General features: G+C 63.5%; 20 protein-coding genes and 2 tRNA genes. 7 read left to right on the forward strand and 15 right to left on the reverse strand.

The genetic code is table 11. From position 1 onward, the window contains the following. The 4 genes from ACH2AT_RS10910 to ACH2AT_RS10925 form a co-directional block, all read right to left on the reverse strand. Positions 1–491 (reverse strand): ABC transporter permease (locus tag ACH2AT_RS10910; protein WP_394966002.1); only part of this gene is annotated, 491 nt, incomplete at its 3' end. A gap of 187 nt (positions 492–678) precedes the next feature. Beyond that, the gene (locus ACH2AT_RS10915) at positions 679–2,013 is read right to left on the reverse strand and encodes a metallophosphoesterase (RefSeq protein ID WP_394966004.1); all 1,335 of its coding nucleotides are present in this window, start codon (positions 2,011–2,013) and stop codon (positions 679–681) included. After that, positions 2,010–2,975 (reverse strand): tRNA glutamyl-Q(34) synthetase GluQRS, encoded by a 966-nt coding sequence (gene gluQRS, locus ACH2AT_RS10920; protein WP_394966006.1) that lies wholly within the window; start codon positions 2,973–2,975, stop codon positions 2,010–2,012. Before gluQRS ends, ACH2AT_RS10915 begins: the two co-directional genes overlap by 4 nt. Continuing rightward, complete coding sequence (locus ACH2AT_RS10925) at positions 2,975–4,267, reverse strand: M18 family aminopeptidase (protein WP_394966008.1); 1,293 nt, start codon at positions 4,265–4,267, stop codon at positions 2,975–2,977. The genes gluQRS and ACH2AT_RS10925 overlap by 1 nt, the downstream gene beginning before the upstream one ends. Positions 4,268–4,546: 279 nt before the next feature. On the opposite strand from ACH2AT_RS10925, the gene ACH2AT_RS10930 reads away from it, so the two are divergent. Further along, positions 4,547–5,140 (forward strand): hypothetical protein, encoded by a 594-nt coding sequence (locus ACH2AT_RS10930; protein ID WP_394966010.1) that lies wholly within the window; start codon positions 4,547–4,549, stop codon positions 5,138–5,140. A gap of 75 nt (positions 5,141–5,215) precedes the next feature. Here ACH2AT_RS10930 and ACH2AT_RS10935 read toward each other — a convergent pair whose 3' ends face one another. From ACH2AT_RS10935 to ACH2AT_RS10945, 3 genes are all read right to left on the reverse strand, one after another. Next, the gene (locus ACH2AT_RS10935) at positions 5,216–6,340 is read right to left on the reverse strand and encodes a DUF362 domain-containing protein (protein ID WP_394966012.1); all 1,125 of its coding nucleotides are present in this window, start codon (positions 6,338–6,340) and stop codon (positions 5,216–5,218) included. Positions 6,341–6,401: 61 nt separating this feature from the next. Then, positions 6,402–6,650: a hypothetical protein gene (locus tag ACH2AT_RS10940; RefSeq protein ID WP_394966014.1), complete on the reverse strand. Its 249-nt coding sequence runs from the start codon at positions 6,648–6,650 to the stop codon at positions 6,402–6,404. 287 nt (positions 6,651–6,937) lie between these two features. After that, positions 6,938–7,759 carry an undecaprenyl-diphosphate phosphatase gene (locus tag ACH2AT_RS10945; protein ID WP_394966016.1) on the reverse strand — a complete coding sequence of 274 codons (822 nt, stop codon included), beginning with the start codon at positions 7,757–7,759 and terminating at the stop codon, positions 6,938–6,940. A gap of 302 nt (positions 7,760–8,061) precedes the next feature. Here ACH2AT_RS10945 and ACH2AT_RS10950 point away from each other — a divergent pair, with 302 nt between their 5' ends. The 6 genes from ACH2AT_RS10950 to ACH2AT_RS10975 all read left to right on the forward strand — a co-directional run bounded on the left by ACH2AT_RS10950 (position 8,062) and on the right by ACH2AT_RS10975 (position 12,869). Next, complete coding sequence (locus ACH2AT_RS10950) at positions 8,062–8,469, forward strand: hypothetical protein (RefSeq protein ID WP_394966018.1); 408 nt, start codon at positions 8,062–8,064, stop codon at positions 8,467–8,469. Positions 8,470–8,557: 88 nt separating this feature from the next. After that, positions 8,558–9,871, forward strand: a complete 1,314-nt coding sequence (locus ACH2AT_RS10955; RefSeq protein WP_394966020.1) for a PH domain-containing protein — start codon at positions 8,558–8,560, stop codon at positions 9,869–9,871. A 21-nt stretch (positions 9,872–9,892) separates the two neighbouring features. Next, positions 9,893–11,101, forward strand: a complete 1,209-nt coding sequence (locus ACH2AT_RS10960; protein WP_394966022.1) for an HAD-IA family hydrolase — start codon at positions 9,893–9,895, stop codon at positions 11,099–11,101. Positions 11,102–11,170: 69 nt separating this feature from the next. Then, positions 11,171–11,725 carry a DNA-3-methyladenine glycosylase I gene (locus tag ACH2AT_RS10965; RefSeq protein ID WP_394966024.1) on the forward strand — a complete coding sequence of 185 codons (555 nt, stop codon included), beginning with the start codon at positions 11,171–11,173 and terminating at the stop codon, positions 11,723–11,725. Between the two features lie 163 nt (positions 11,726–11,888). Continuing rightward, entirely contained in the window at positions 11,889–12,266 is a 378-nt protein-coding gene (locus tag ACH2AT_RS10970) for a hypothetical protein (protein WP_394966026.1), read from the forward strand. Positions 12,267–12,434: 168 nt separating this feature from the next. Continuing rightward, complete coding sequence (locus tag ACH2AT_RS10975) at positions 12,435–12,869, forward strand: hypothetical protein (RefSeq protein ID WP_394966028.1); 435 nt, start codon at positions 12,435–12,437, stop codon at positions 12,867–12,869. Between the two features lie 221 nt (positions 12,870–13,090). Here ACH2AT_RS10975 and ACH2AT_RS10980 read toward each other — a convergent pair whose 3' ends face one another. The 8 genes from ACH2AT_RS10980 to ACH2AT_RS11015 form a co-directional block, all read right to left on the reverse strand. Then, on the reverse strand, positions 13,091–13,726 hold the full coding sequence (locus tag ACH2AT_RS10980; RefSeq protein WP_394966030.1) for a helix-turn-helix domain-containing protein: 636 nt from the start codon (positions 13,724–13,726) through the stop codon (positions 13,091–13,093). Between the two features lie 136 nt (positions 13,727–13,862). Then, positions 13,863–15,485, reverse strand: coding sequence for a ribosomal protection-like ABC-F family protein (gene abc-f / locus ACH2AT_RS10985; protein WP_394966032.1), 1,623 nt, complete (start codon positions 15,483–15,485; stop codon positions 13,863–13,865). Between the two features lie 340 nt (positions 15,486–15,825). After that, on the reverse strand, positions 15,826–16,530 hold the full coding sequence (locus ACH2AT_RS10990; RefSeq protein WP_394966033.1) for a PoNe immunity protein domain-containing protein: 705 nt from the start codon (positions 16,528–16,530) through the stop codon (positions 15,826–15,828). 298 nt (positions 16,531–16,828) lie between these two features. Beyond that, positions 16,829–16,903, reverse strand: a tRNA-Glu gene (locus tag ACH2AT_RS10995). Between the two features lie 89 nt (positions 16,904–16,992). Then, a tRNA-Met gene (locus ACH2AT_RS11000) sits at positions 16,993–17,069 on the reverse strand. 132 nt (positions 17,070–17,201) lie between these two features. Next, positions 17,202–18,509: a serine--tRNA ligase gene (serS, locus tag ACH2AT_RS11005; RefSeq protein WP_394966035.1), complete on the reverse strand. Its 1,308-nt coding sequence runs from the start codon at positions 18,507–18,509 to the stop codon at positions 17,202–17,204. A 15-nt stretch (positions 18,510–18,524) separates the two neighbouring features. Then, complete coding sequence (locus ACH2AT_RS11010) at positions 18,525–19,394, reverse strand: ParB/RepB/Spo0J family partition protein (protein ID WP_394966037.1); 870 nt, start codon at positions 19,392–19,394, stop codon at positions 18,525–18,527. A 16-nt stretch (positions 19,395–19,410) separates the two neighbouring features. Further along, positions 19,411–20,172 carry a ParA family protein gene (locus ACH2AT_RS11015; RefSeq protein WP_394966039.1) on the reverse strand — a complete coding sequence of 254 codons (762 nt, stop codon included), beginning with the start codon at positions 20,170–20,172 and terminating at the stop codon, positions 19,411–19,413. Positions 20,173–20,627 lie beyond the last annotated feature (455 nt).

A 20,627-nucleotide genomic window follows, 5' to 3' on the forward strand; every position in this document is an offset into this window, starting at 1 on the left:
TTGATGAGGGTGATGTCCACGTTGCACACGCCCTGGTAGATGGTGACCACCAGCACCAGGAAGCAGGCGATGAAGATCACGATGACCTTGGAGGGCTCGCCCACGCCGGCGCCCACGATGACCAGGGGGATGTAGGCCAGGGGCGGGATGTTGCGCACGAACTGGATCCAGGGCTCCACCACATGGCGGAAGGGGGCGTACCAGCCCATCAGGAAGGAGACGGGGATGGCGGCCACGAAGGCCAGGCTGAAGCCCGCGATCACGCGGAACAGGCTGTGGCTGGCATGCTCCCACAAAAGGCCGCTGGAGGCCTGCTTGATGAGGCTTTCGATCACCTCAGGGGGGGTGGCGAACACGACGCCGCCCTTTTCGGTGTGGGAGATGACGACCCACAAAAGCAGCGCGGCAGCCAGCGAAATGACGATCCAGACCCCATTGGGAATGGACGCTACGAACTTGGAAAAGCCGGTTTTCTTTTTCGAACTGAACATAGCGGTTTTGCTTCCTCCTTTTGCAAAGATAGCGCGGCGCGGCGCGTCATTTTCTATTCTTAGGCTACCATCAAATGCGCCCCGTGCAAAGTATGAAATATTCTCATACCAAAAAGGGGGCCGGCGGGCGGGGAAGCCTCCCCTGTCCCGCCGGCCCCGCCGGAAGGTCCTTTTCCGTTTTGCCCCGTCAGGCGGCGGGGCCGATGTGCAGATGGCAGTGGTCCTCCCCCGCCTGCTCCGCCAGTGCGGCGAGGTAACCGGCGGTGTCCACGCCCTGTTCCCCGGCCCGTTCCACGGCGGCCCAGTCCGGCGAGGCCATCAGTTCATCGGCGGCCTCGCGGGTGAAAGCGCCGGAAAAATACAGCACGTTCGCCTGGCCCATCGCCCGGCGGAAGGCGGCGGCGTCCTCCTCGCCCAGCGCCTCCACGAGTTCGTCCGCGCCGCGGCTGGTGGAGTTTTGGGCGAACTGCGCCCGGCCGAAGGCGGAGAAATCGGCGAACACCGGATCGGTCTGGCCGGTGGCGGCGGCCCAGGCGGTGACGTCGGTGGGCTTTGCCTCATAGTCGTAGGAGGCCCGGCCCGCCCCGTCGGGGCGGACGGTGACCCGCCCGGAGAGATAGGGCCACACCGCCAGGCTCTCGGAGGCCACGTCCCACACCTGCTGCCCCTCTTCGCCCTGCCACAGGGCGATGTGCTGGGGATGCAGGTGGCCGCTGAACACCAGCTGCCCGCCGTACTCGGCCAGGAGCCCGCCCAGGCGGTCGTTGTCGTAGATGCGATAGCCGGTGGTGAACCGCTCGTTGTGCACCGCCAGGTTCTGATGCATCGCCACCAGGGGCGCCGCGCCCGCAGCGGCGCACTTTTTCAGCTGCTTTTCCAGCCAGGTCCAGGTGCCGTCCTGCACCACGCCGCCGACACAATAGGGAAAGCCCGGCTCATGGAGATAGTACGGCTGGGTGTCCAGCATGAAAAGCCAGACCCCGGCGTTCAGCTTGACCATGTAGCTGAGGCTGGCCTTGTCCCGGCTGTCGGCGGCGGAAAAGCCGCAGTTTTTGTAAATCTCCTCAAACTCCTCCGGCGTGACGAAGTCGGTCGCCGCCTGCTCGCTGCCCAGATAGGTGGCGGCGGCGTAGTTGTTCACGTCGTGGTTGCCGGGCAGAACATACACCGGCACCCCTGCCTCCACCAGTTCGTTCAGCTTCGCCGCCAGCTCCTGGTGGCTGGCCTTCTCGCCGTTGAAGGTCAAGTCGCCGGTCAAAATCAACGCGTCGGGCCCCTCCTGCGCCACTTCGGCCAGAAAGGCGTCGGTGATGGGGCGGATGTAGTCCAGCTGGCGGCCGTCCCCCTCCTCCACCACGCGGGTGAACAGTTCGCCCCCGTCCTCGATGGCCCGGCCCACATAGTGCAGGTCGCTGGCCACCGCCAGGGTCGCCGGGGCGGCGGGGGGCGTCTTGCGCCCGCAGCCGCAAACGGCGGCCGCCGCAAGCAATGCGGCCAGCGCCGCCGCGAGGGCCTTTTTCATGGCTGTCTCCCCTTTCCGTCAAACAGGCCTTTGGGCAGCAGGATGTCCTCTTTGGGCACCTTTTCCCAGGAAAAATCTTTTACCAGCGCCGCCGCCGTCACGGGTTCCGGCTTTTCCAAAAGATGCGCCGCAAAGGCCAGCCGGCCCACCACCTCTTCGGGGGAAAAGCGGCTTTGCAGCGTTTCCAGGCTCACGTCCCCGTCCCGCTTGGAGAGACGCCGCCCGTCCGGGGCCAGCAGCAGGGGCAGGTGGTAGAATTCCGGGGCGGGCAGGCCCAGCAGTTTATAAAGGTAGAGCTGCCGCGGGGTGGACTGCAAAAGGTCGGCCCCCCGCACCACCTGGGTCACCCCCATCCGCGCGTCGTCCACCACCACCGCCAGCTGGTAGGCGAACACCCCGTCCCCCCGGCGCACCACGAAGTCGCCGCAGTCATCGGGCAGGTATTCCCCGTACCGGCCCAGGTGGCCGTCGGTGAAGGCGACGGTCTCCTCCCCCACCCGCAGCCGCCAGGCCGGCGGGCGCAGGGCCGCGCGGCGGCGCACCTCCTCCGCCGGAAGCCCGCGGCAGGCCCCGGAATAGACGGGGGTGCCGTCTGACCGGTGGGGGGCGCTGGCGGCATGCAGCTGGCTGCGGCTGCAAAAACAGGGGTAAACAAGGCCCATCCCCATGAGCGTTTCAAAGTATGTTTCGTAGATCTCCGAGCGCTCGCTCTGGTAGTAGGGGCCGTTGGGCCCGCCGGCGCTGCCGCCTTCGTCCCAAAAAAGGCCCAGCCAGCGCAGGTCGGCCTCCAAAAGGTCCGCGAATTTGCGGGGGCAGCGCGCGGCGTCCAGGTCCTCGATGCGCAGCACCATCCGCCCGCCTTCGTGCCTGGCCGAAAGCCAGGCCAGCAGGCTGCAAAGCAGGTTGCCCAGGTGCATCCGGCCGGAGGGGCTGGGGGCGAAGCGCCCGGTCACGCCCGCCATCAGCCGATGGCCCAGCCGTTTTCCGCCGGGGTCAGTTTGGCCGCGTACCAGGCGGCGCAGGCTTTGTGCAGGGCGGCCACGTCGGAGGCCGCCGCGGTCTCCACGCAGGAGTGCATGGCCAGCTGGGGCAGGCCGATGTCCGCCATGGGCAGGGGCGCCCGGGTGCCCAAGAGGTTGCCCAGGGTGCTGCCGCCGGGCATGTCCGGGCGGTTATAGTAGGTCTGCACCGGCACGCCCGCGCCTTCGCACACCGCCTTGAACAGGGCGGCGGTGAGGCCGGTGGTGGTGTATTTCTGATCGGCGTTGAACTTCAGCACCACGCCGCCCCCCAGCCGCACCGGGAAATCCCCGTCGGAGAGGCCGGCGAAGTTGGGGTGGAGGGCGTGGCCGTTGTCGGCGCTGAGGGCAAGGCTCTTCGTGATGCCCTGTCGGCGCTCATCCTCTGTCTCGCCCATCGCCTCGCTGGCGGCGGCCAGCACGTCGGGCAAAAAGGTGCCCAGCGCCCCCTGCCGGGTGCCGCTGCCCACCTCCTCGCTGTCGAACAGGCACCACGCCGCGCCCTCGCCGGAGGCGGGCGCTTCCAGAAAGCCCTGCAGGGTGGCCCAGGCGCAGGCCAGATCGTCCAGCCGGGGGCAGAGGATGAGCTCGCCCCCCGCGCCCGCCGTGGTGCCCTCCTGGCGGCAGCAGAGCAGGATGTCTGCGCCCAGGATGTCCTTTACGGCGCAGCCCGCCTCGGCGGCCAGCAGCGCCTGGTAGTCCGCCGTCCTGTCGCCGGGGGCGAAGAGGGCCTGCATGTCCGTCTTGGGGTCGTATTTATGGCCGTCGTTGAGGCCCCGGTCCAGGTGGATGGCCGGGTGGGGCATCACCGCCAGGTCCCGGTCGGGGGCGACGAGGCGGCTTTCCACCCCGGCGGCGGTGCGCACCAGCACCCGGCCCGCCAGCCCTAAGGGCCGGTCCATCCAGGAGGCGCGGATCATGCCGCCGTAGCCCTCGGTGAGCAGCATGGTGCAGCCGTTTTTCACCGCCGCGCCCTTCACCCGCCAGGCGGGGCTGTCGGAGTGGGCGGCGGTGATGCGCCAGCCGGCGGCGGGGGCGGCGGGCTGCCGCCACGCGATGAGGCTGGAGCCCTCCCGGGTGGCGTAGTATTTCCCGCCGGGGGCAAGCGCCCAGCTTTCCCGCTCTTCCAGGCGGGCGTAGCCGGCCTTTTCCAGGGCCCCGGCGGCGGTTTTTACCGCGTGCCAGGGGCTGGGGCTGCGGCGGATGAAGTCAAACAGCAGGGTTGAATCGTTCATAGAGTGTAAGCACCTCGTTTTTGGGCGGGGCCCGCCGGATGGGAGAGCCGCATGCCGCGGAGTTTCTTTCATTATACGGCCCGCCCCGTCCGCCGTCAACGGCGGTGCGGGATCACAAACAGGGAGGGTTAAAAATGCAGAAGAAAAAACGTTCCGGCTGGGCGGCCTTTGGGCTGGCGGTGGGCTTTGCCGCAGTGGGGGTGTGTATTTTCCGCCTCATCCGCCATATACTAACGATAGAGTAAACTGCGGAAGAACCGCGCGGGAGGAGGCAGTGGTATGAGACAACTTTGGCTGATGGTCTGCGCCGCCTTTTTGATGCTGGCGGCCTGCACGGTGCCGGGGGCCGCCCCCTCGGCGGGGGCGACGCCCGGGCCTTCCGCCGCGCCGCTGCTCTCCCCCGCCGCCTCGTCGGGGGCCGGTGAGCTGCCCGCGGCCTCCGGGAAGGAGTCCCAGGCGCAGGAGGCGGCGGGCCGGCCCGAGGCCCGGCCGGTGCAGGACCCCGAAGCCCTGACGGCGGCGCTGGAAGGCTGCGTCTCCTTTGGCGAGGGGGAGGCGGGGGTGAGCCTGAAAACGGCCATCGCCGCCGCCGACCTGCTGAACTGGGCCGAGGCCAGCGCCCGGGACAGCTCCATCGACGCCATGACCGCCCATCTGAGCGCATGGCTGGCGGGGCAGGGCGCGGAGCGGCAGGCCCTCTTCTGGGCCAACTGGCCCGCGGTGGACGAACAGGCCTGGGCGATGGTGCGGGACCTGCCCGGCCAGCTGCCCCTGCTGGCGGACGCGGGCGACCCCCAACGCTATGACCGCTACACCCCCGCCTGCTACGAGCGCCTGCACTGCGCGGTGGAAAAATATCTGGAAACAGACTGAACAAATGCCCCGGAAGGGAATCCCTTCCGGGGCATTTTATACCATTAGTAATTTATCCCATATTTATACCAAATATCACACCTTCACCAGCTCATACTCCCGGGTGCCCAGGCCGATCTTCTCGCCGTGCTCCAGGGCGGACTGCCAGTGGGTGACGGGGGCGCTGTCGGTGAAGTGGTCGCCGCAGGCGCAGAAGCCGGGGGCGGCCAGGTTGTCCGCCAGCTGGCTGCCGGCCAGCACCGGCATGTTGTTGCAGGCGTCGGCGCAGGCCTGGTCCAACGCCACCGGGTCGAAGGAGGCGAACATGCCCACATCCGGGATGATGGGCGCGTCGTTCTCCGAATGGCAGTCGCAGTTGGGGGAAACGTCCATCACCAGGTTGATGTGGAAGCTGGGCCGCCCGTCCACCACCGCCTTGGCGTACTCGGCGATGCGGCAGTTCAGCAGCTTGCTGGCCGCGTCGGAGGGGCAGGAGATGGCGTCGAAGTTGCAGCGGCCCAGGCAGCGCCCGCAGCCCACGCACCTGCCCTGGTCGATGGAGGCCCTGTTCGCCCCGTCAAAGGAGATGGCCCCCTGGGCGCAGTCCTTTTCGCAGGCGTGGCACCCGCGGCACAGCCCCTTGTCCACCTGGGGCTTGCCGGAGGAATGCTGTTCCATCTTGCCCGCGCGGCTGCCGCTGCCCATGCCAAGGTTTTTGATGGCGCCGCCGAAGCCGGTGGCCTCGTGCCCCTTGAAGTGGTTGAGGCTGATGATGACGTCCGCGTCCATGATGGCCCGGCCGATCTTGGCCTCTTTGACATACTCGCCGCCCGCCACCGGCACCAGCGCCTCGTCGGTGCCCTTGAGGCCGTCGGCGATGATGACCTGGCAGCCGGTGGAGAAGGGGGTGAACCCGTTCTCATAGGCCGCTTCGATGTGCTCCAGCGCGTGCTTGCGCCGCCCCACATAGAGGGTGTTGCAGTCGGTCAAAAAGGGCCGGCCGCCCTGGGCCTTGACGACGTCCGCCAGGGCCTTGGCGTAGTTGGGCCGCAGGTAGGAAAGGTTGCCCGGCTCGCCGAAATGGATCTTGATGGCCACGAATTTGTCCTGCATCTCGATGGTGTCCAGCCCCGCGGCGCGCACCAGCCGCTGCAATTTTTGCAGCAGGTTCAGGCCGGGCTTTGCCCGCAGATCGCTGTAATAAACTTTTGCCTTTTCCATCTTGTTTTACACTCCTTACTCCTGTGCTCAATCTGCTAACATTTCATGGGGAAATCTCTTTTCAAATATCCCAGTCTATGAAATCTTCATGGTTCAATACAAAGTGCTGATACAGGCACTTCAAATTTTCCTGTTCATCCCGTGAGAGCTTCGCTCCGTTTTCATACCGCAAAGTGTCGGCATACAGGATAAAACCATCCACTTTTCCTGATGAAGCCCGAAACTCACCGTTTCCAATGATGGCAGCATCGCCACATACAAATGTAACCGAAGAAGAAGTGGTATGAATTTTTATAATTGCTTCAATCATCTGGTACTATCACCTCTCATCTCCAGGCGAACCCATTCTCCACCCGGAGGTCTGCACCCGGATCACAGGACGGAAAAAGTCAAAGTCATTTGCCAAAATCCATTCTGGACTGGCTTTGCACAGCAAAATTCCTCCTCACGATTCTCCGAAATGCTCCAGATATAACTCTCGCACGGAATAAGTGAAGAGGATCTGGAGAAAGTATCTACCTTCATCGACTGGATCAAGAAATAGATTTGTAAAATTTGTTTCTTTTTGATTTTTTATTTGCAGACTTACACCAAAAATCAAAATCCCAGAAAGGCGGCCGCCAGCACCACCGCGCCCAGGGCAATGCGGTACCAGCCGAACACCTTGAAATCGTGCTTTTGCACAAAGCTGACCAGAAAACGGATGGCCGCCACGCTCACCGCAAAGGCCACCGCGCAGCCCAGCGCCAGCGCCGCAACTTCGCCGCCGGTGAAGGCGCCGCCGTCCGCCACAAATTTCACCAGCTTCAGGCCGCTGGCCCCGGCCATCACCGGGATGGCCAGAAAGAAGGTGAACTCCGCCGCCACCGGGCGGGCAAGGCCCAGCAGCAGGCCGCCCACGATGGTGGCGCCGCTGCGGGAGGTGCCGGGGATCATGGCCAGCACCTGCCAGCAGCCGATGATGAGGGCGTGGCGGAAGGTCAGCTGGTCCATCCTGCGCACCGTGGGCCGGCGGCGGCGGTTCTCGATGAGGATGAAGAACACGCCGTAGAGAATGAGCATGGCCGCAACGGTGATATAATTATAAAGGTGGGCGTCCAGCCAGTCGTCCAGCAGCAGGCCCAGCACCATGGCCGGCAGGGTGGCCACAAAAATTTTGAACCACAGCTGCCACACCGCCGGGCGCTGGTATTTGTGGCGCGCATCGGTGGTGAAGGGCCACAGCCGCGGGAAATACAGCACCACCACCGCCAGGATGGCCCCCAGTTGGATGACCACCCGGAACATGCTCATGAATTCTTCCGAATAGGGCAGCGCCAGCAGCTTCTCCGCCAGGATGAGGTGGCCGGTGCTGCTGATGGGCAACCACTCGGTGACGCCCTCGATGACGCCGTACAAAATGACCTTGAGATATTCCATCGGTTCTCTCCTTTTGCGCTGCGGGGCCGGGGGCCCTTGTCTGTTTTGTATTATACCACAGCGCGCCGGCGAAAGGGTAGCATCGCGCATCAAAAAGCCGGCCGCCGGGCCTGCATGGGCCGGACGGCGAAGCGCCGCACATAAAATATATAACAGCTGTTTGGCGGCTATTATACCACACTTTGCCCCAAAACAGAACCCGCCGCCCCTTCCCCTTTCTTTTCGGGGCGCAATCAAGTATAATCAGGTATGATCGGGGCAGAGTTCCCTCTGCCGCTGTTTGGGAAGGAGGCGACGGGCCGGTGATGCGTTTCAGGCTGGACAAAAAAGGCGTTGCGGTGGTCTGCCTGTGGGCCCTGGCCCCGGGCGCTGCCGCCGCCCCCTTCATCTTCTGGCAGAGCACCGGCGCGGGGCTTGCGTTCGCCGCCTTCTGGCTGGGGCTGTGCCTCGGCTGGCTGCCCGCCCGCTGCGCCAGCTTCGAGGGCAGCGTCACCCTGGGCGAAGTGCGGCTGAGCTGCGGCCTTCTGTTCAAGACCAGCCGCCGCCTGCCCACCCGCTGGGTCAGCGCCTCGGCCCGGTTCTCCACCCCCCTTTTGCGCCTGTGCCGCTGCTGCGTGCTGGTGCTGGCCACCAGCGGCGCGCTGGTGGTGCTGCCCGGCATCTCCGATGCCAGCGCCGACGGCCTGCTTTCCTACCTGCAAGGAGGCTGACATGGAGGACATCCGCCTCAAAGGACATTTCCATATCGTATATATTTTAAAAATTATACGTTATGGCTTGATTTTGTGCCTGGTGCCGATGATACAGGCTCTGCTGAACTTCGATCTGGAAAGCCTCTACCGGGCGCTGCGGCAGGACGCGGCCATCCTCATCGCCATGGCGGCGCTGGGGGCGGTGCTGTGGCGGCGGGTGGGCTTTGCCCTCACCGGCAGGGCGCTGGTGCTGGACATGGGCATCCTGGTGCGCCGCCGGGTCAGCTTCGCCCGCCGGGACATCGCGGTGCTGGAGCAGGACCGGCCCCTGTGGCTGCGCCTTGCGGGGGGCAGCCGGGTGACGGTGTACATGGCGCGGGGCCGCGGGCGGAACAGGGCCACCTTCTATCTGCCCCGGCGGCAGGCGGCGGCCCTGGCGGAAGCGCTGCTGCCGGTGGATTCCGAGGCGGTGCTCTTCGCCCCCACCCGGGCCGAGCGGGTGCGGCTGACCATGCTCAGCGCCAACATCGCCGCCACGGCGGCCCTGGTGCTGGTGAGCCTGCGGCAGACCCGGCGCATCCTGGGCGCGGGGCTGGAGCAGAAGCTGAACGACCTTGCCCTGGGGCAGCTGGCGCAGGTGGAAAAGCTGCTGGAGCTGGTTCTGCCCGCCGGCGCGGCATGGCTGGTCACGCTGGTGTTCGCTTTGTGGGGGGTGGCGCTGTTCGCCTCGCTCTTGTCCACCTCCGGGTTCAAGGTGTGCCGCAGCGGCGGGGTCATCCTGGCCAAGGGCGGCCGCGTGAACCACAGCGAGCGGCGCATCGCCGCCTCCGCCGTCAGCGCCTGTGATGTGCGGCTGACCCCCGCGGGGCGGCTGCTGGGCCGCCGGGCGGTGTATCTGAGCGCCGGCAGCTACCGGGGGGGCGACATCCCGGTGCTGGTGTACAAGCGGGGGGCGGAGGCGCTGGTGCAGGCGCTGGTGCCCCAGTTCGCGCCCCCGCCCTACTCGCCGGAAGTGCTGGCCGGGCGCAGCCTGCCGCTGTTTCTCTGGAAGGGCGGCGCGGCCTTCGCCTTTTTCGGCGCGCTGATGGGGGTGAGCCTCTGGAAGATGCCCCGGCTCACGCCGCTGCTGGCGCTGCCGCTGCTGCTCTGCCTGGGGCTTTTGCTGGCGGGGCTGGAGGCCTGGGTCACCGAGGGCGTCTGGCAGACCCCCGGCGGCACGCTGGCCGTTCAATACACCCGGGGCTACACCCGGCACACGGTCTATCTGCTCACGGCGGATCTTTCCCTCACCTGCCGCCAGACCCCCTTTTCGGAGTCGGTGGGCCGGTGCGACCTCATCGCCTGCCTGCCCTGCCGCGCTCGGGTGAAGGCGCGGGCGGTGAAATACGCCCGGGCGGTGCGGCTGAAACTTGTACCCTGAAGAAGGAAGGAAGTCAAAACCATGCGTTACGATACTGTTGTGTTCGATCTGGACGGCACCCTGCTGAACACCCTGCAGGACCTGGCGGACGCGGCCAACTACGTCTGCCGCGCCAACGGCTGGCCGGAGCACACCCTGGACGAATACCGCTATTTTGTGGGCAACGGCATCCCGAAGCTGTGCCGGCGCTTCGCGCCCGAAACGGCCCGGGACGAGGCCAGCCAGAAAGAGGTGCTGGCGGCGTTCAGCGCCCGCTACGCCGCCCACAAGGAGGATACCACCGCCCCCTACCCGGGCATCGAAGAAATGCTGGACGCCCTTTCGGCGGCGGGGGTGCGCTGCGGGGTGCTCACCAACAAGGAGCATACCCTGGCCCGGGGGGTGATGGAGCACTACTTCCCCGGCCGGTTTGAATTCGTGCAGGGGGCGGTGCCCGGCGTGCCCGCCAAGCCCGACCCCACGGCCCTGCACCATCTGCTGGCGCAGATGGGCGCGGACGAAAGCCGCACCCTCTTCGTGGGGGACAGCGACGTGGACATCCACACCGCCCACAACGCGGGCCTGCCCGGCGCGGGGGTGCTGTGGGGCTTCCGCACAAAGGAGGAACTGACGGCGGCGGGGGCCGAGGCCCTGGCCGCCACCCCCGCCGACCTCGTCCGCTGCATCCTGGGCGGGGCGGAGGGCGTACATACCCCGGGAGGCGCGGGCCGCGGCCTGCGGCGGCGAAGGATGAGCGGCCTTTTGCTGGAAAGCCCGGTGGGCCCCCTCTGGCTCACGGCCCAGGGCGGCGCCCTCACCGGGTGCTGGTTCGTGAACGGGCGCTTTGCCCCTGAGCTGCCCGGCCAGCCGCCCCGCAAAACGGGCGACCCGGTGCTGGCCGAGGCCGAGCGCTGGCTGAAGGTCTATTTTTCCGGCCGGGACCCCGGCCCCACCCCGCCCCTGGCGGCGGAGGGCACCCCCTTTCAGCGCCAGGTGTGGCGGCGGCTGGCACAGGTGCCCTGGGGCACGGCCACCAGCTACGGCGCGCTGGCCGCAGACATCGCGGCGGAAAAGGGCATCCCGAAGATGAGCGCCCGGGCGGTGGGCGGCGCGGTGGGGCGCAACCCCATCTCCCTCTTTTTGCCCTGCCACCGGGTACTGGGCGCCGGCGGCCGCCTCACCGGCTACGGCGGCGGGCTGGAGAACAAGATCTATCTTTTGAAGCTGGAGGGCATCCCCTTCCGTCCCTGATTTATACGCAAGGAACATTTTGTTGTTTCTATACCTATAGGAAATATCATCGCACAAGGAGGAAACGCCATGGAATGGACCGACGGCAAGCCCCGCTGCCGCTGGGCGAACCCGAAGAACCCGGCCTACATCGCCTACCACGACGGCGAGTGGGGCGTGCCTTTGCACGACGACCGGGCGCTGTTCGAGCTGCTGATTTTGGAGACCTTTCAGGCGGGGCTTTCCTGGGAGTGCGTGCTGAACAAGCGCCCCGCTTTCCGGCAGGCCTTCGAGGGGTTTTATCCCGAGCGGGTGGCGGCCTTCGGGCCGGAAAAGCGGGAAGAGCTGGCCCAAAACGCCGCCATCATCCGCAACCGGCGCAAGATCGCGGCGGCGGTGAAAAACGCGGCGGTGTTTCTGGACATTCAAAGGGAGTGGGGCAGCTTCGACGCCTGGCTCTGGCACTGGACGCAGGGCGAGCCTCTCATCGAATGCGGCCCCGCCTCCTCGCCCCTCTCGGATGAGATCTCCAGGGACCTCAAGCGCCGGGGCATGTCCTTCGTGGGCACCACGGTGGTCTACGCCTACCTGCAGGCGGCGGGGGTCATCAACGCCCACGAGCCGGGGTGTTTTCTGGCGCCGTGAAGGGCCGCGCTCCAATTTTCGTTGACGCGCTCCGCCCCGGTGTGATATAATTAAGCGTAGGCCCCCTTCGGGGACGAAACATCAGAATACTGGAAATGGCACATTGATCCAGCGGGATCAGTGTGCCATTTTTTCATTTTTCGTCCAACGAAAGGAGACGCCTATGAACCGAATGATCGAATACGACGGCATTCCCTGCGCGGTGTACACCACCGAAAAGACCACGGTCGCCCCCGGCGGACCGGACCTCCCCTCCGACACGGTCGTCTACGCCGCCTGGCGGTGGCTGGCCCGCTGCCGGGAGCTCCATCATCCCCTCACCGCCCTGTGCTTCGCCTTCCGGCGGGAACTGGTGCGGGGCAGTTCCTTCCAGATGGAAGTGAGCCTGCCCGCCCGGGCCGCCGCCCTCCCCTCCAAAGACCGGCTGCATCTGCTGCTGGTCCTCTCCTGCGACGGCGTGTGGCTCAAGCAGGTGGTCTTCTCCCCCCGCACGGTGCTGGCCGGCCTGCCCGGCCACGTGCGGCGGGTGGTGTTCCACTGAGGCGGACAAAAAGAGTTCCGGGCAAAAGCCCGGAACTCTCCGCACCGCCCTGCCGCCTTCCCCCCTTCGGGCGCGGCCCGGTCACAGAGCCGGCCTATTGATACCGGGAGCAATGTGTGGTACAGTGAAGACAGTTCAAACGTTTTGCAGACCGGGAAGGAGCGCGCCATGCGGCAGATCGTCATACGAAAAGACCCTGTCCCCGCCTTGAATTCCCGCGTTTCCCTCATGGGCTGTGGGTCCTCCATCCATATCTCCTGCCCCGAAACGGCGGACGCGCTGCTCAAGGACGCGGTGAACGAGACCGTTCCCCTCGCCGCCCTCCTTGAGGAATTCCGCCGCTTCACCGCGGGGCAGCCCTCCGCACTCTTCGCCAGAATGTATCAGCTCAGCGAGACAAGCGGGCTGGTCATCGACCAGAACATCTATCTCTATCACTGCGACGTCTGCCCCGTGTGGGTGGATGCGGAAGAGGCCCGCTGGGCATACATGGGCGGCAAAAAATATCTGGGCGACTCCTGGTGGTTCGACGACGACGAAATTTTGAAGGACGTCCGGGAAATGAACGTCATCGCCTTTTTGGAAAAGTACAAAGGCTGCTGAGCGCCCTGGGGACAGCCCCGTCCGAAAAAAGCGCACGGCCTGTGGCGGAGAGGAACCGGCGGGCGGCCGGCTCCGCGCTTTTTGCGGGCATTCCGCCCTGCCTGCGGTGCTTCGTCTGCGGGAAGAAGGGCCGCGTGGGGCGGGTGGTGTTTCACTGAACAGGAAAAAAGCTCCGGGCAAATGCCCGGAGCTTTTCCTTCATCACAGCCCTGCGAGCCGCCTCACTTTGTGAGCTTGCGGCCCATGAACCGGGGATTGACGTACAGCACATAGACGCAGGCGGCGGCGATCATCAGCACGGCGCCCACGAGGCCCAGCCCGAAACGGAGGGTCAAAAAGGCGACGCAAAGCTGCGCGCAGCAATAGCCCAGCTCGATGCGCGTGTTTCTTCTGCGCCGGGCCATGTCCGCTTCCCAGCGGTGGTTGGAAGCCATCCAAACCGAGCTGCACAGAAGCAGCACAAGGGAGACCGCCAGCTCTCCCCGGTAGAGCGCTTCGTTTTCCAAACCGGGCTGCTGGAGCTGCCATATCACCGAGGTGCTGTTGAACAGAAACGCCACCTGCGCGGTGATGGCCATTTTTATCAGGTTGGCCCGGAGGATGAGGTTGGGTTTTTTGGGGGCCGGGGAGTTTTGCGCGCCCGTCTCTCCCCCATCGTTTTTGCCCGCGCCCACAAGCTCCGCCAGACTTGTTTCAAACACCTCCGCCAGCCGGACGAGGTTTTCTGCGGTCGGCTCCGACTGGCCCGTTTCCCATTTTGACACGGCCTGCCGGCTCACGCCGATCTGCTCCGCCACATATTCCTGAGACAGTTTCAGTTTTTCCCGCCTGTCTTTGATGCGTTCACCCAAGGTCACTGCCACCACCTCCGTGTGGTCTTTATTGTAGCGGAAAATCCCTTTGAAGTCGACCAACTGTATGTCAACCGGCGGTTGCGGCAGCGCTTTTTCCCTTTGGAAAAGGGAAAGCCGGGCCGCCGCCCATTCTCTTTTTTCACAGCATCTTCTTGCGGGCGACGAGCCGTTCAAATTCTTTTTCCAGTTCCTCTTTGTCCGTCCGGCGCTCCGCGACGGACAGCAGCGAGATGACCTCCGCCAACCGCAGTTCCAGAAGGGCTTTCTCCGTTTCCTTTTCCTGCCGGGGCTTCCTCTGCTCTTTCTCCCAGGCGGCAAGGTTTCCTTCAAAGGGAAGGAGCTTTCTGTCCGCGATGCGCAGGGTGCGGGTGGCGCATCCATCGGAAAACGCGCGGTCATGGGAAACGAACAGGACCGTTCCCTCATAGTCCTTCAGCATTTTCTGCAGGGCCTCGACGGCGGGCATGTCCAGGAAGTTGGTCGGCTCGTCCAGCAGGAGCAGGTTCGCCGGTGAGCCAAACAGCTTTGCAAAGGCCAGTTTCACCCGTTCCCCGCCGCTCAGGTCTCCCGCTTTTTTGAACACGTCCTCCCGGCGGATCAAAAGCCGCGCCAGTATGCCCCGCATGGTGTTTTCGCTCTGGACCGACGTCTCCATGACGTTTTCCAAAACCGTTTTGTTCAAGTCCAGGGTCTCCAGCCCCTGCCGGAAATACCCGATCTTTGCCTTGGGGACCAATCGGATGCCCGGCGCGCCGGACCAGATCAGTTCCATGAGGGTGGTTTTTCCTGCCCCGTTTGGCCCCACCAATGCGGTTTTGCTCCCTCTTGGCAGAGAGAAGGCGGCGTCTTCAAAGATAAGGTCCTTCCCATAGCCGAACGTAATGTGTTCGCCCACCGCGACCTGCCGGTTGGCGGGTGGATCCGTCAGCGAAAAATCCATCCGCACCGGGGCCGTTTCCTGCGGCTTCTCCTTTGCTTCCAGCTGCCCCAGGCGGGTGAGGATCGTTTTTCGGGCGCTCTCCAGCTTCTCCGCCCGCTCGGCTGCCTCCCGCTTGTGAAGGCGGGCCTCTGAATTCCCCATGCGCCGGGGCGCTTTTCGGACGCTTTTGCCGGCCTGGCTCTGCCGGCGGGCCGCCTTCTCCAATCGCGCTTTTTCCGCCTGGTATTGCCGGTACTCAAATTCCTGCCGCACGGCGGCCTGCTCTCTTTGTTTTTGGTAGGCAGTGAAACCGCCCGCATAAAAATGGAGCCGCCCGTCCTTTATCTCGATGATGCCGGTGCACAGGCGGTCCAGAACGGCCCGGTCATGGCTGACGAGCAGCAGGGTCGGGCACTGCTCCAGCATCCGGCAGCAGAGCTCCACCCCGTCGGCATCCAGGTTGGCGGTAGGTTCATCGGCAAAGATCAAAACAGCATCGCTGCCCATGGCCGCCAGACCCAGGCGGGTCATCTCGCCGCCGCTCAGGCGCTCGCGGCACAGCTTTCCCGAAAGCCCGAATTCACTGCATTTTTGCGGGTCCGCCCGTTCTGCCCGTTGCCGGAACTGCCTGAAATAGCTCACCGGCGCCTTGCGGGCCACGCTCCCCTCGTCCGGGGCCAGTTCCCCGGCCAGGATGTTCAAAAGCGTGGTCTTGCCCGCCCCGTTGCTCCCGACGATGCCGATGCGGTCCCCTTCGTGCACGGTCAGCGTTTCAAACTCCAGGATCTTCCGTTCGCCGAAGGAATGGACAATATGGTTTGCGGATAACAGAATTTTCGACACAAGAACACCTCCCTGCCCTTGCAGAAGGCGCCGGGTGGGCGGGGTCTGGGCGCAAAAAGGCCCGGAAACACACGATGCCGCATATTTCCAGGCTGCTCCGCAAAATGGAAAGGCCCGGCAGCATCCGCCCGCTCCCAGCACAAACAAGGGGTCTAACCCCCACTGCTTTAAAAACATGTTTGTGTGAAGTTTTCAGCGAATGCGCATTCCGGCCGTACCCTTCCCTTTCTTCTTTTTTCATTTCGATCATAGCACAGCCGCCGGTTTTTGGCAAGCGCTTTTGCATGGGGCAGGCCGGCGGCGATGGAAGGGGCCGTCGGGGTGAGAAGCGCTCTGTTTTTTAAAACGGTCTTCCGTATTTGATTTGCTTGTAATGGACCAGATCATACGGATAGTACGGCGTTCGTTCCATGCCCGCATCATCTATATTTAATATTTTTGCAACAGCCCCGGCTTCAAAACTCCAATACCCATAATATATCTTCCGGCTGCTTTTATGCGCTTCATAACACCCGCAGTCTTCCCTGTACCAGCAGGACAAGTATTTCTGCAAAGATTCTCTTCCATTATGAGCCAGCACCGCCTTCTGCAGCAAAGAAAAATCTGCCGGAAAGAGCAGGCCGCCGCCTTTGTTTTCCATTTCACTTCCTGTCCATGCGCACAACAGAAAACGCAAAAGCCAATCGTCAACCTTTGCTTTTTTCAGCATGGCGTTCATCGCTTTTGCCAAAACGGGATCTCCCCCAAACAAAACTCCCAGCGAAATCATTTTCAGGTTTTTATTATAGTGATCCGGTTCCCACACCCCTTCCCAGCTTTTCAATAATTCTGCATATTCGCCTTCCAATGCCGAAAGTTCATCCCCTCTGGAATATCTGGCTGTCAATATTCCCAACTTCAAATCATGTATTTTTGTTTTTACCGGCAGCTGCCTCTCCGGTTTTACTTCACCATTTGCCAGCTTATCAGAGAATCTGGTTATCCTCGCCTGCTCCTCCTGCAAAAATTCATTAAAATATTCCAAACCTTTTATCTGATCTCTCATTTACGGCATCTCCCCGTCAATCCAAATCATTTGTCCCTTCGCCATTTCCTTTTTCGTGTTGTTCCAGTTCCATTATATCGCTTATATCACAATTTGATCCAGTTCGAGGCTGTGTATAATTCCTATGTTGTTTGCAAGAAATCGGCCCGGGTTTACTTTCCCAGGCTGCTTTCTTCTTTTTCATGTCAAACAACAAATCCGGACCCGCCGCCAGCCGGCGCAAGGTTCGGATGCTTTTTTCTCCGCGCCAAGAGCGAAAAGGGAAAGCCGGCAGACGCTTTTGCGTCTGCCGGCTTTCTGGTGACCCGTCCGGGAATCGAACCCGGGTTACCGCCGTGAAAGGGCGATGTCTTGACCGCTTGACCAACGGGCCATATCATACAAGGCTTAGCTACGACAGCAAGCAAAAACATCGTCCACTACTGCGGGCGACCCCCATGTATCGTAGCTAAACCTTGTATCTGGTAGCGGTAACTGGATTCGAACCGGTGACACTTCGGGTATGAACCGAATGCTCTAGCCAACTGAGCTATACCGCCATATTCAGCTACGCCCTTCTGAAAGGCGCTTTTATATTATACTGAATGACAGAGGGCTTGTCAATACTTTTTTGCTGGAAAAAGACGGCGGCGGCGGGATCTCCCCGCCGCCGCCCCGCGCATGCCGTGTTTTTACTTTTCCTGAGGCACAAGCAGCTCTTTGCCGCCCATGTAGGGGCGCAGCACCTCGGGGATCTTCACGGTGCCGTCCGCCTGGAGGTTGTTCTCCAAAAAGGCGATGAGCATCCGGGGAGGCGCCACGCAGGTGTTGTTCAGGGTGTGGGGCAGGTAGTTGCGGCCGTCCTCGCCCTTCACGCGGATCTTCAGCCGGCGGCTCTGGGCCTCGCCCAGGTTGGAGCAGCTGCACACCTCGAAGTACTTCTTCTGGCGGGGGCTCCAGGCCTCGATGTCGCAGCTCTTCACCTTCAGGTCGGCCAAATCGCCGGAGCAGCATTCCAGCTGGCGCACGGGGATGTCCAGGCTGCGGAACAGCTCCACGCTGTAGCGCCACATCCTCTCGTACCAGTCCATGCTCTCCTGGGGCTTACAGAGCACGATCATCTCCTGCTTCTCAAACTGGTGGATGCGGTAAACGCCCCGCTCCTCCAGGCCGTGGGCGCCCTTCTCCTTGCGGAAGCAGGGGCTGTAGCTGGTGAGGGTGAGAGGGAGCTTTTCCTCGGGGATGATCTGGTCCACAAAGCGGCCGATCATGGTGTGCTCGCTGGTGCCGATGAGGTAGAGGTCCTCGCCCTCGATCTTGTACATCATGGCGTCCATCTCGGGGAAGCTCATCACCCCCTGCACCACCGCGCCGTGCATCATGAAGGGCGGGATGACGTAGGTGAAGCCCTTGCCGATCATGAAGTTGCGGGCGTAGGCCAGCACCGCCTCGTGCAGGCGGGCGATGTCGCCCAGCAGGTAATAAAAGCCGTTGCCGGCCACGCGGCGGGCGCTGTCCAGATCGATGCCGCCGAAGCTCTCCATGATCTCGGTGTGGTAGGGGATGTCAAACGCCGGCACCACGGGCTCGCCGAAGCGCTGCACTTCCACGTTGCAGCTGTCGTCCGGGCCGATGGGCACGGAGGGGTCGATCATGTTGGGGATGACCAGCATGATGTCGCGGATCTCGCCCTCCAGCTTCTCCTCCTCGGCCTCCAGCTGGGCCAGGCGCTGGGCCTGGGCGGTCACCTTGGCCTTGGCGGCCTCGGCCTCCGCCAGCTTGGAGGGGTCCTTCTTGGCCTGGCCCATCAGCATGCCCACCTGCCTGGACAGGGCGTTGCGCTCGGCACGCAGGGCGTTGGCCTCGGTCATCACAGCGCGGTTTTTGGCGTCCAGCTCAATGACCTTGTCCACCAGAGGCAGCTTGGCCTCCTGGAATTTCTTTTTGATGTTCTCCTTCACTGCGTCGGGATTTTCCCGCACAAATCGAATGTCCAGCATGTCGCTACTCCCCTTTTACTTGTTTTCTTCCTTGTTGTAGCCGCCCAGCAGGTTCGCAAAGGCGGAAAGCTGCTCGTCCGAGTAAAAATGCACCGTCAGGCTGCCCCGGCCGTTTTTGTAGTCCACCTTGACCTCGCTGCCCAGCGCCTCTCTCAGGGCATACTCCACTTCCCCTGCCAGCGCGGGGCGCAGGGGCTGGGGTTTGGGCGGTTTTTGGGGCTTTGCCAGTTTTTTGCACAGGGCTTCGGTCTGGCGCACGTTCAGGCTCTGGCCCACCACCGCTTCGGCGGCCTGGCTTTGCAGCGCCGCCTCCGGCAGGCCCAGCAGCACCTTGGCGTGGCCGGTGGAGAGCTTGCCCTCCTTCAAAAAAGCCAGCACATCCTCCGGCAGGTTCAGAAGGCGCAGGCTGTTGGCCACCGCGCTGCGGCTTTTGCCCAGTTTCTGGGCCGCCTGCTCCTGGGTCAGTTCACACCGGTCCATCAGCTGGCGGTAGCCCATGGCCTCCTCCACCGGGTCCAGGTCCTCCCGCTGGAGGTTCTCGATGAGGGCCAGCTCCATGGCCTCAGCATCGGTGACGTCCTTGATGACCACCGGCACCTCGCTAAGGCCCGCCAGCCGCGCGGCCCGCCAGCGGCGCTCGCCGGCGATGATCTTATAGGCCCCGCCGGCCGCTGCCCGCACCGCGATGGGCTGCAGCAGGCCGTGGCGGGCGATGCTGTCCGCCAGTTCGGCCAGGGCCTGTTCGTCGAAGTCCTTGCGGGGCTGGTCTTTGTCCGGCTCGATCTCCCGCAAAGGCAGGGTGCTCACCGGGCCGCCCACGTCCCGGGCGGCGTCCTCAAACAGGCTTTCCAGCCCGCGGCCGAGGCCTCCCTTTTTCACTGCCATCCTTTCTTCCCCCTTTTTACCGATTGTTGGCAAGGAATTCGGCGGCCATTTCCATGTAGGCTTCGCATCCCTTGCTCACCGGGTCGTAGTAATTGATGGGCATGCCGAAGCTGGGCGCTTCGGAAAGGCGGACGTTCCGGGGCACGGTGGTTTTGTAGACCTTGTCCCCGAAGAACTTTTTCACCTGTTCCACCACCTGCAGGGTGAGGTTCAGCCGGCCGGCGTACATGGTGAACACCACGCCCTCGATTTCAAGATAGTGGTTGTACATCTTGCGCACGGTCTTGAGGGTGCTCATCAGCTCGGACAGGCCCTCCAGGGCGTAAAATTCGCACTGGATGGGGATGAGCACCGAGTCGCAGGCGCACAGGCCGTTGAGGGTGAGCAGGTCCAGGCTGGGCGGGCAGTCGATGAAGATGAAGTCGTAGTTGCCGGCCACCGCCGCCAGCGCCTGCCGCAGGCGGCTCTCACGCCTGGGCAGGTTCACCAGCTCCACCACCGCGCCGGACAGCTGGATGTTGGAGGGGATGATGTCCACCTTGAATTGGGTGGGAAGAATGGCGTCGGCGGCCTTGGCCTCCCCGATGAGCAGCTCGTAGACGCTCGCCTCCACATTTTTCTTGGAGACGCCGAAGCCGCTGGTGGTGTTGCCCTGGGGGTCCAGGTCCACGATGAGGACTTTTTTGTCCTGGGCGGCCACACAGGCCGCCAGATTGACCGCCGTGGTGCTTTTGCCCACGCCGCCCTTTTGGTTCGCAACCGCAATGATCTTGCCCACGTTTGTTCTCCTCTTGTTCTATGTGCTGATGTGCCGGCAGGCGCGCCGGCCCCGAAAAAACGGGCTGTGCTTGTTATTATAGCACAGCCCGGCCTCTTTTGAAACGGGCAATATCTTGTGGTCAGCCAAAAAAAGCCCCAATTTGCGGGGCTGTTTTCTATATATAGTGGCTGTTTCTTGGCAGCGCAGGGCGGGTTTTCTCAAAATGTTCCACGTGGAACATCACTTTTCAGACTTGCGGGCCTGCGAAATGTTCCACGTGGAACATTTCGGGGGTGAGTTCTCCCCTGCCCTGGAGAGGGTTTTGTTTGGGTTGCGCTTTTTCTCCGGGCGGCGCGGGGGTGCGGGCGGTTTTGCGCGAAATGGCCGCGTCTCTGTCCGCCGCCGCACGCGGCGTTTCGGACACGCTGCCCTCACACCGTGCAGCGTGTTCGCTCCGAGGCGCACTACGCGGC

The organism is Candidatus Allofournierella excrementigallinarum, from assembly GCF_944388085.1.
In the GTDB taxonomy this organism is placed as follows: domain Bacteria; phylum Bacillota; class Clostridia; order Oscillospirales; family Ruminococcaceae; genus Allofournierella_A; species Allofournierella_A excrementigallinarum.

Coding starts and splice junctions, on each gene's coding strand:
- ACH2AT_RS10915 (WP_394966004.1), bottom strand. CDS start 2,013: ATGAAAAAGGCCCTCGCGGCGGCGCTGGCCGCATTGCTTGCGGCGGCC.
- gluQRS (WP_394966006.1), bottom strand. CDS start 2,975: ATGGCGGGCGTGACCGGGCGCTTCGCCCCCAGCCCCTCCGGCCGGATG.
- ACH2AT_RS10925 (WP_394966008.1), bottom strand. CDS start 4,267: ATGAACGATTCAACCCTGCTGTTTGACTTCATCCGCCGCAGCCCCAGC.
- ACH2AT_RS10930 (WP_394966010.1), top strand. CDS start 4,547: ATGAGACAACTTTGGCTGATGGTCTGCGCCGCCTTTTTGATGCTGGCG.
- ACH2AT_RS10935 (WP_394966012.1), bottom strand. CDS start 6,340: ATGGAAAAGGCAAAAGTTTATTACAGCGATCTGCGGGCAAAGCCCGGC.
- ACH2AT_RS10940 (WP_394966014.1), bottom strand. CDS start 6,650: ATGATTGAAGCAATTATAAAAATTCATACCACTTCTTCTTCGGTTACA.
- ACH2AT_RS10945 (WP_394966016.1), bottom strand. CDS start 7,759: ATGGAATATCTCAAGGTCATTTTGTACGGCGTCATCGAGGGCGTCACC.
- ACH2AT_RS10955 (WP_394966020.1), top strand. CDS start 8,558: ATGATACAGGCTCTGCTGAACTTCGATCTGGAAAGCCTCTACCGGGCG.
- ACH2AT_RS10960 (WP_394966022.1), top strand. CDS start 9,893: ATGCGTTACGATACTGTTGTGTTCGATCTGGACGGCACCCTGCTGAAC.
- ACH2AT_RS10965 (WP_394966024.1), top strand. CDS start 11,171: ATGGAATGGACCGACGGCAAGCCCCGCTGCCGCTGGGCGAACCCGAAG.
- ACH2AT_RS10970 (WP_394966026.1), top strand. CDS start 11,889: ATGAACCGAATGATCGAATACGACGGCATTCCCTGCGCGGTGTACACC.
- ACH2AT_RS10975 (WP_394966028.1), top strand. CDS start 12,435: ATGCGGCAGATCGTCATACGAAAAGACCCTGTCCCCGCCTTGAATTCC.
- ACH2AT_RS10990 (WP_394966033.1), bottom strand. CDS start 16,530: ATGAGAGATCAGATAAAAGGTTTGGAATATTTTAATGAATTTTTGCAG.
- serS (WP_394966035.1), bottom strand. CDS start 18,509: ATGCTGGACATTCGATTTGTGCGGGAAAATCCCGACGCAGTGAAGGAG.
- ACH2AT_RS11010 (WP_394966037.1), bottom strand. CDS start 19,394: ATGGCAGTGAAAAAGGGAGGCCTCGGCCGCGGGCTGGAAAGCCTGTTT.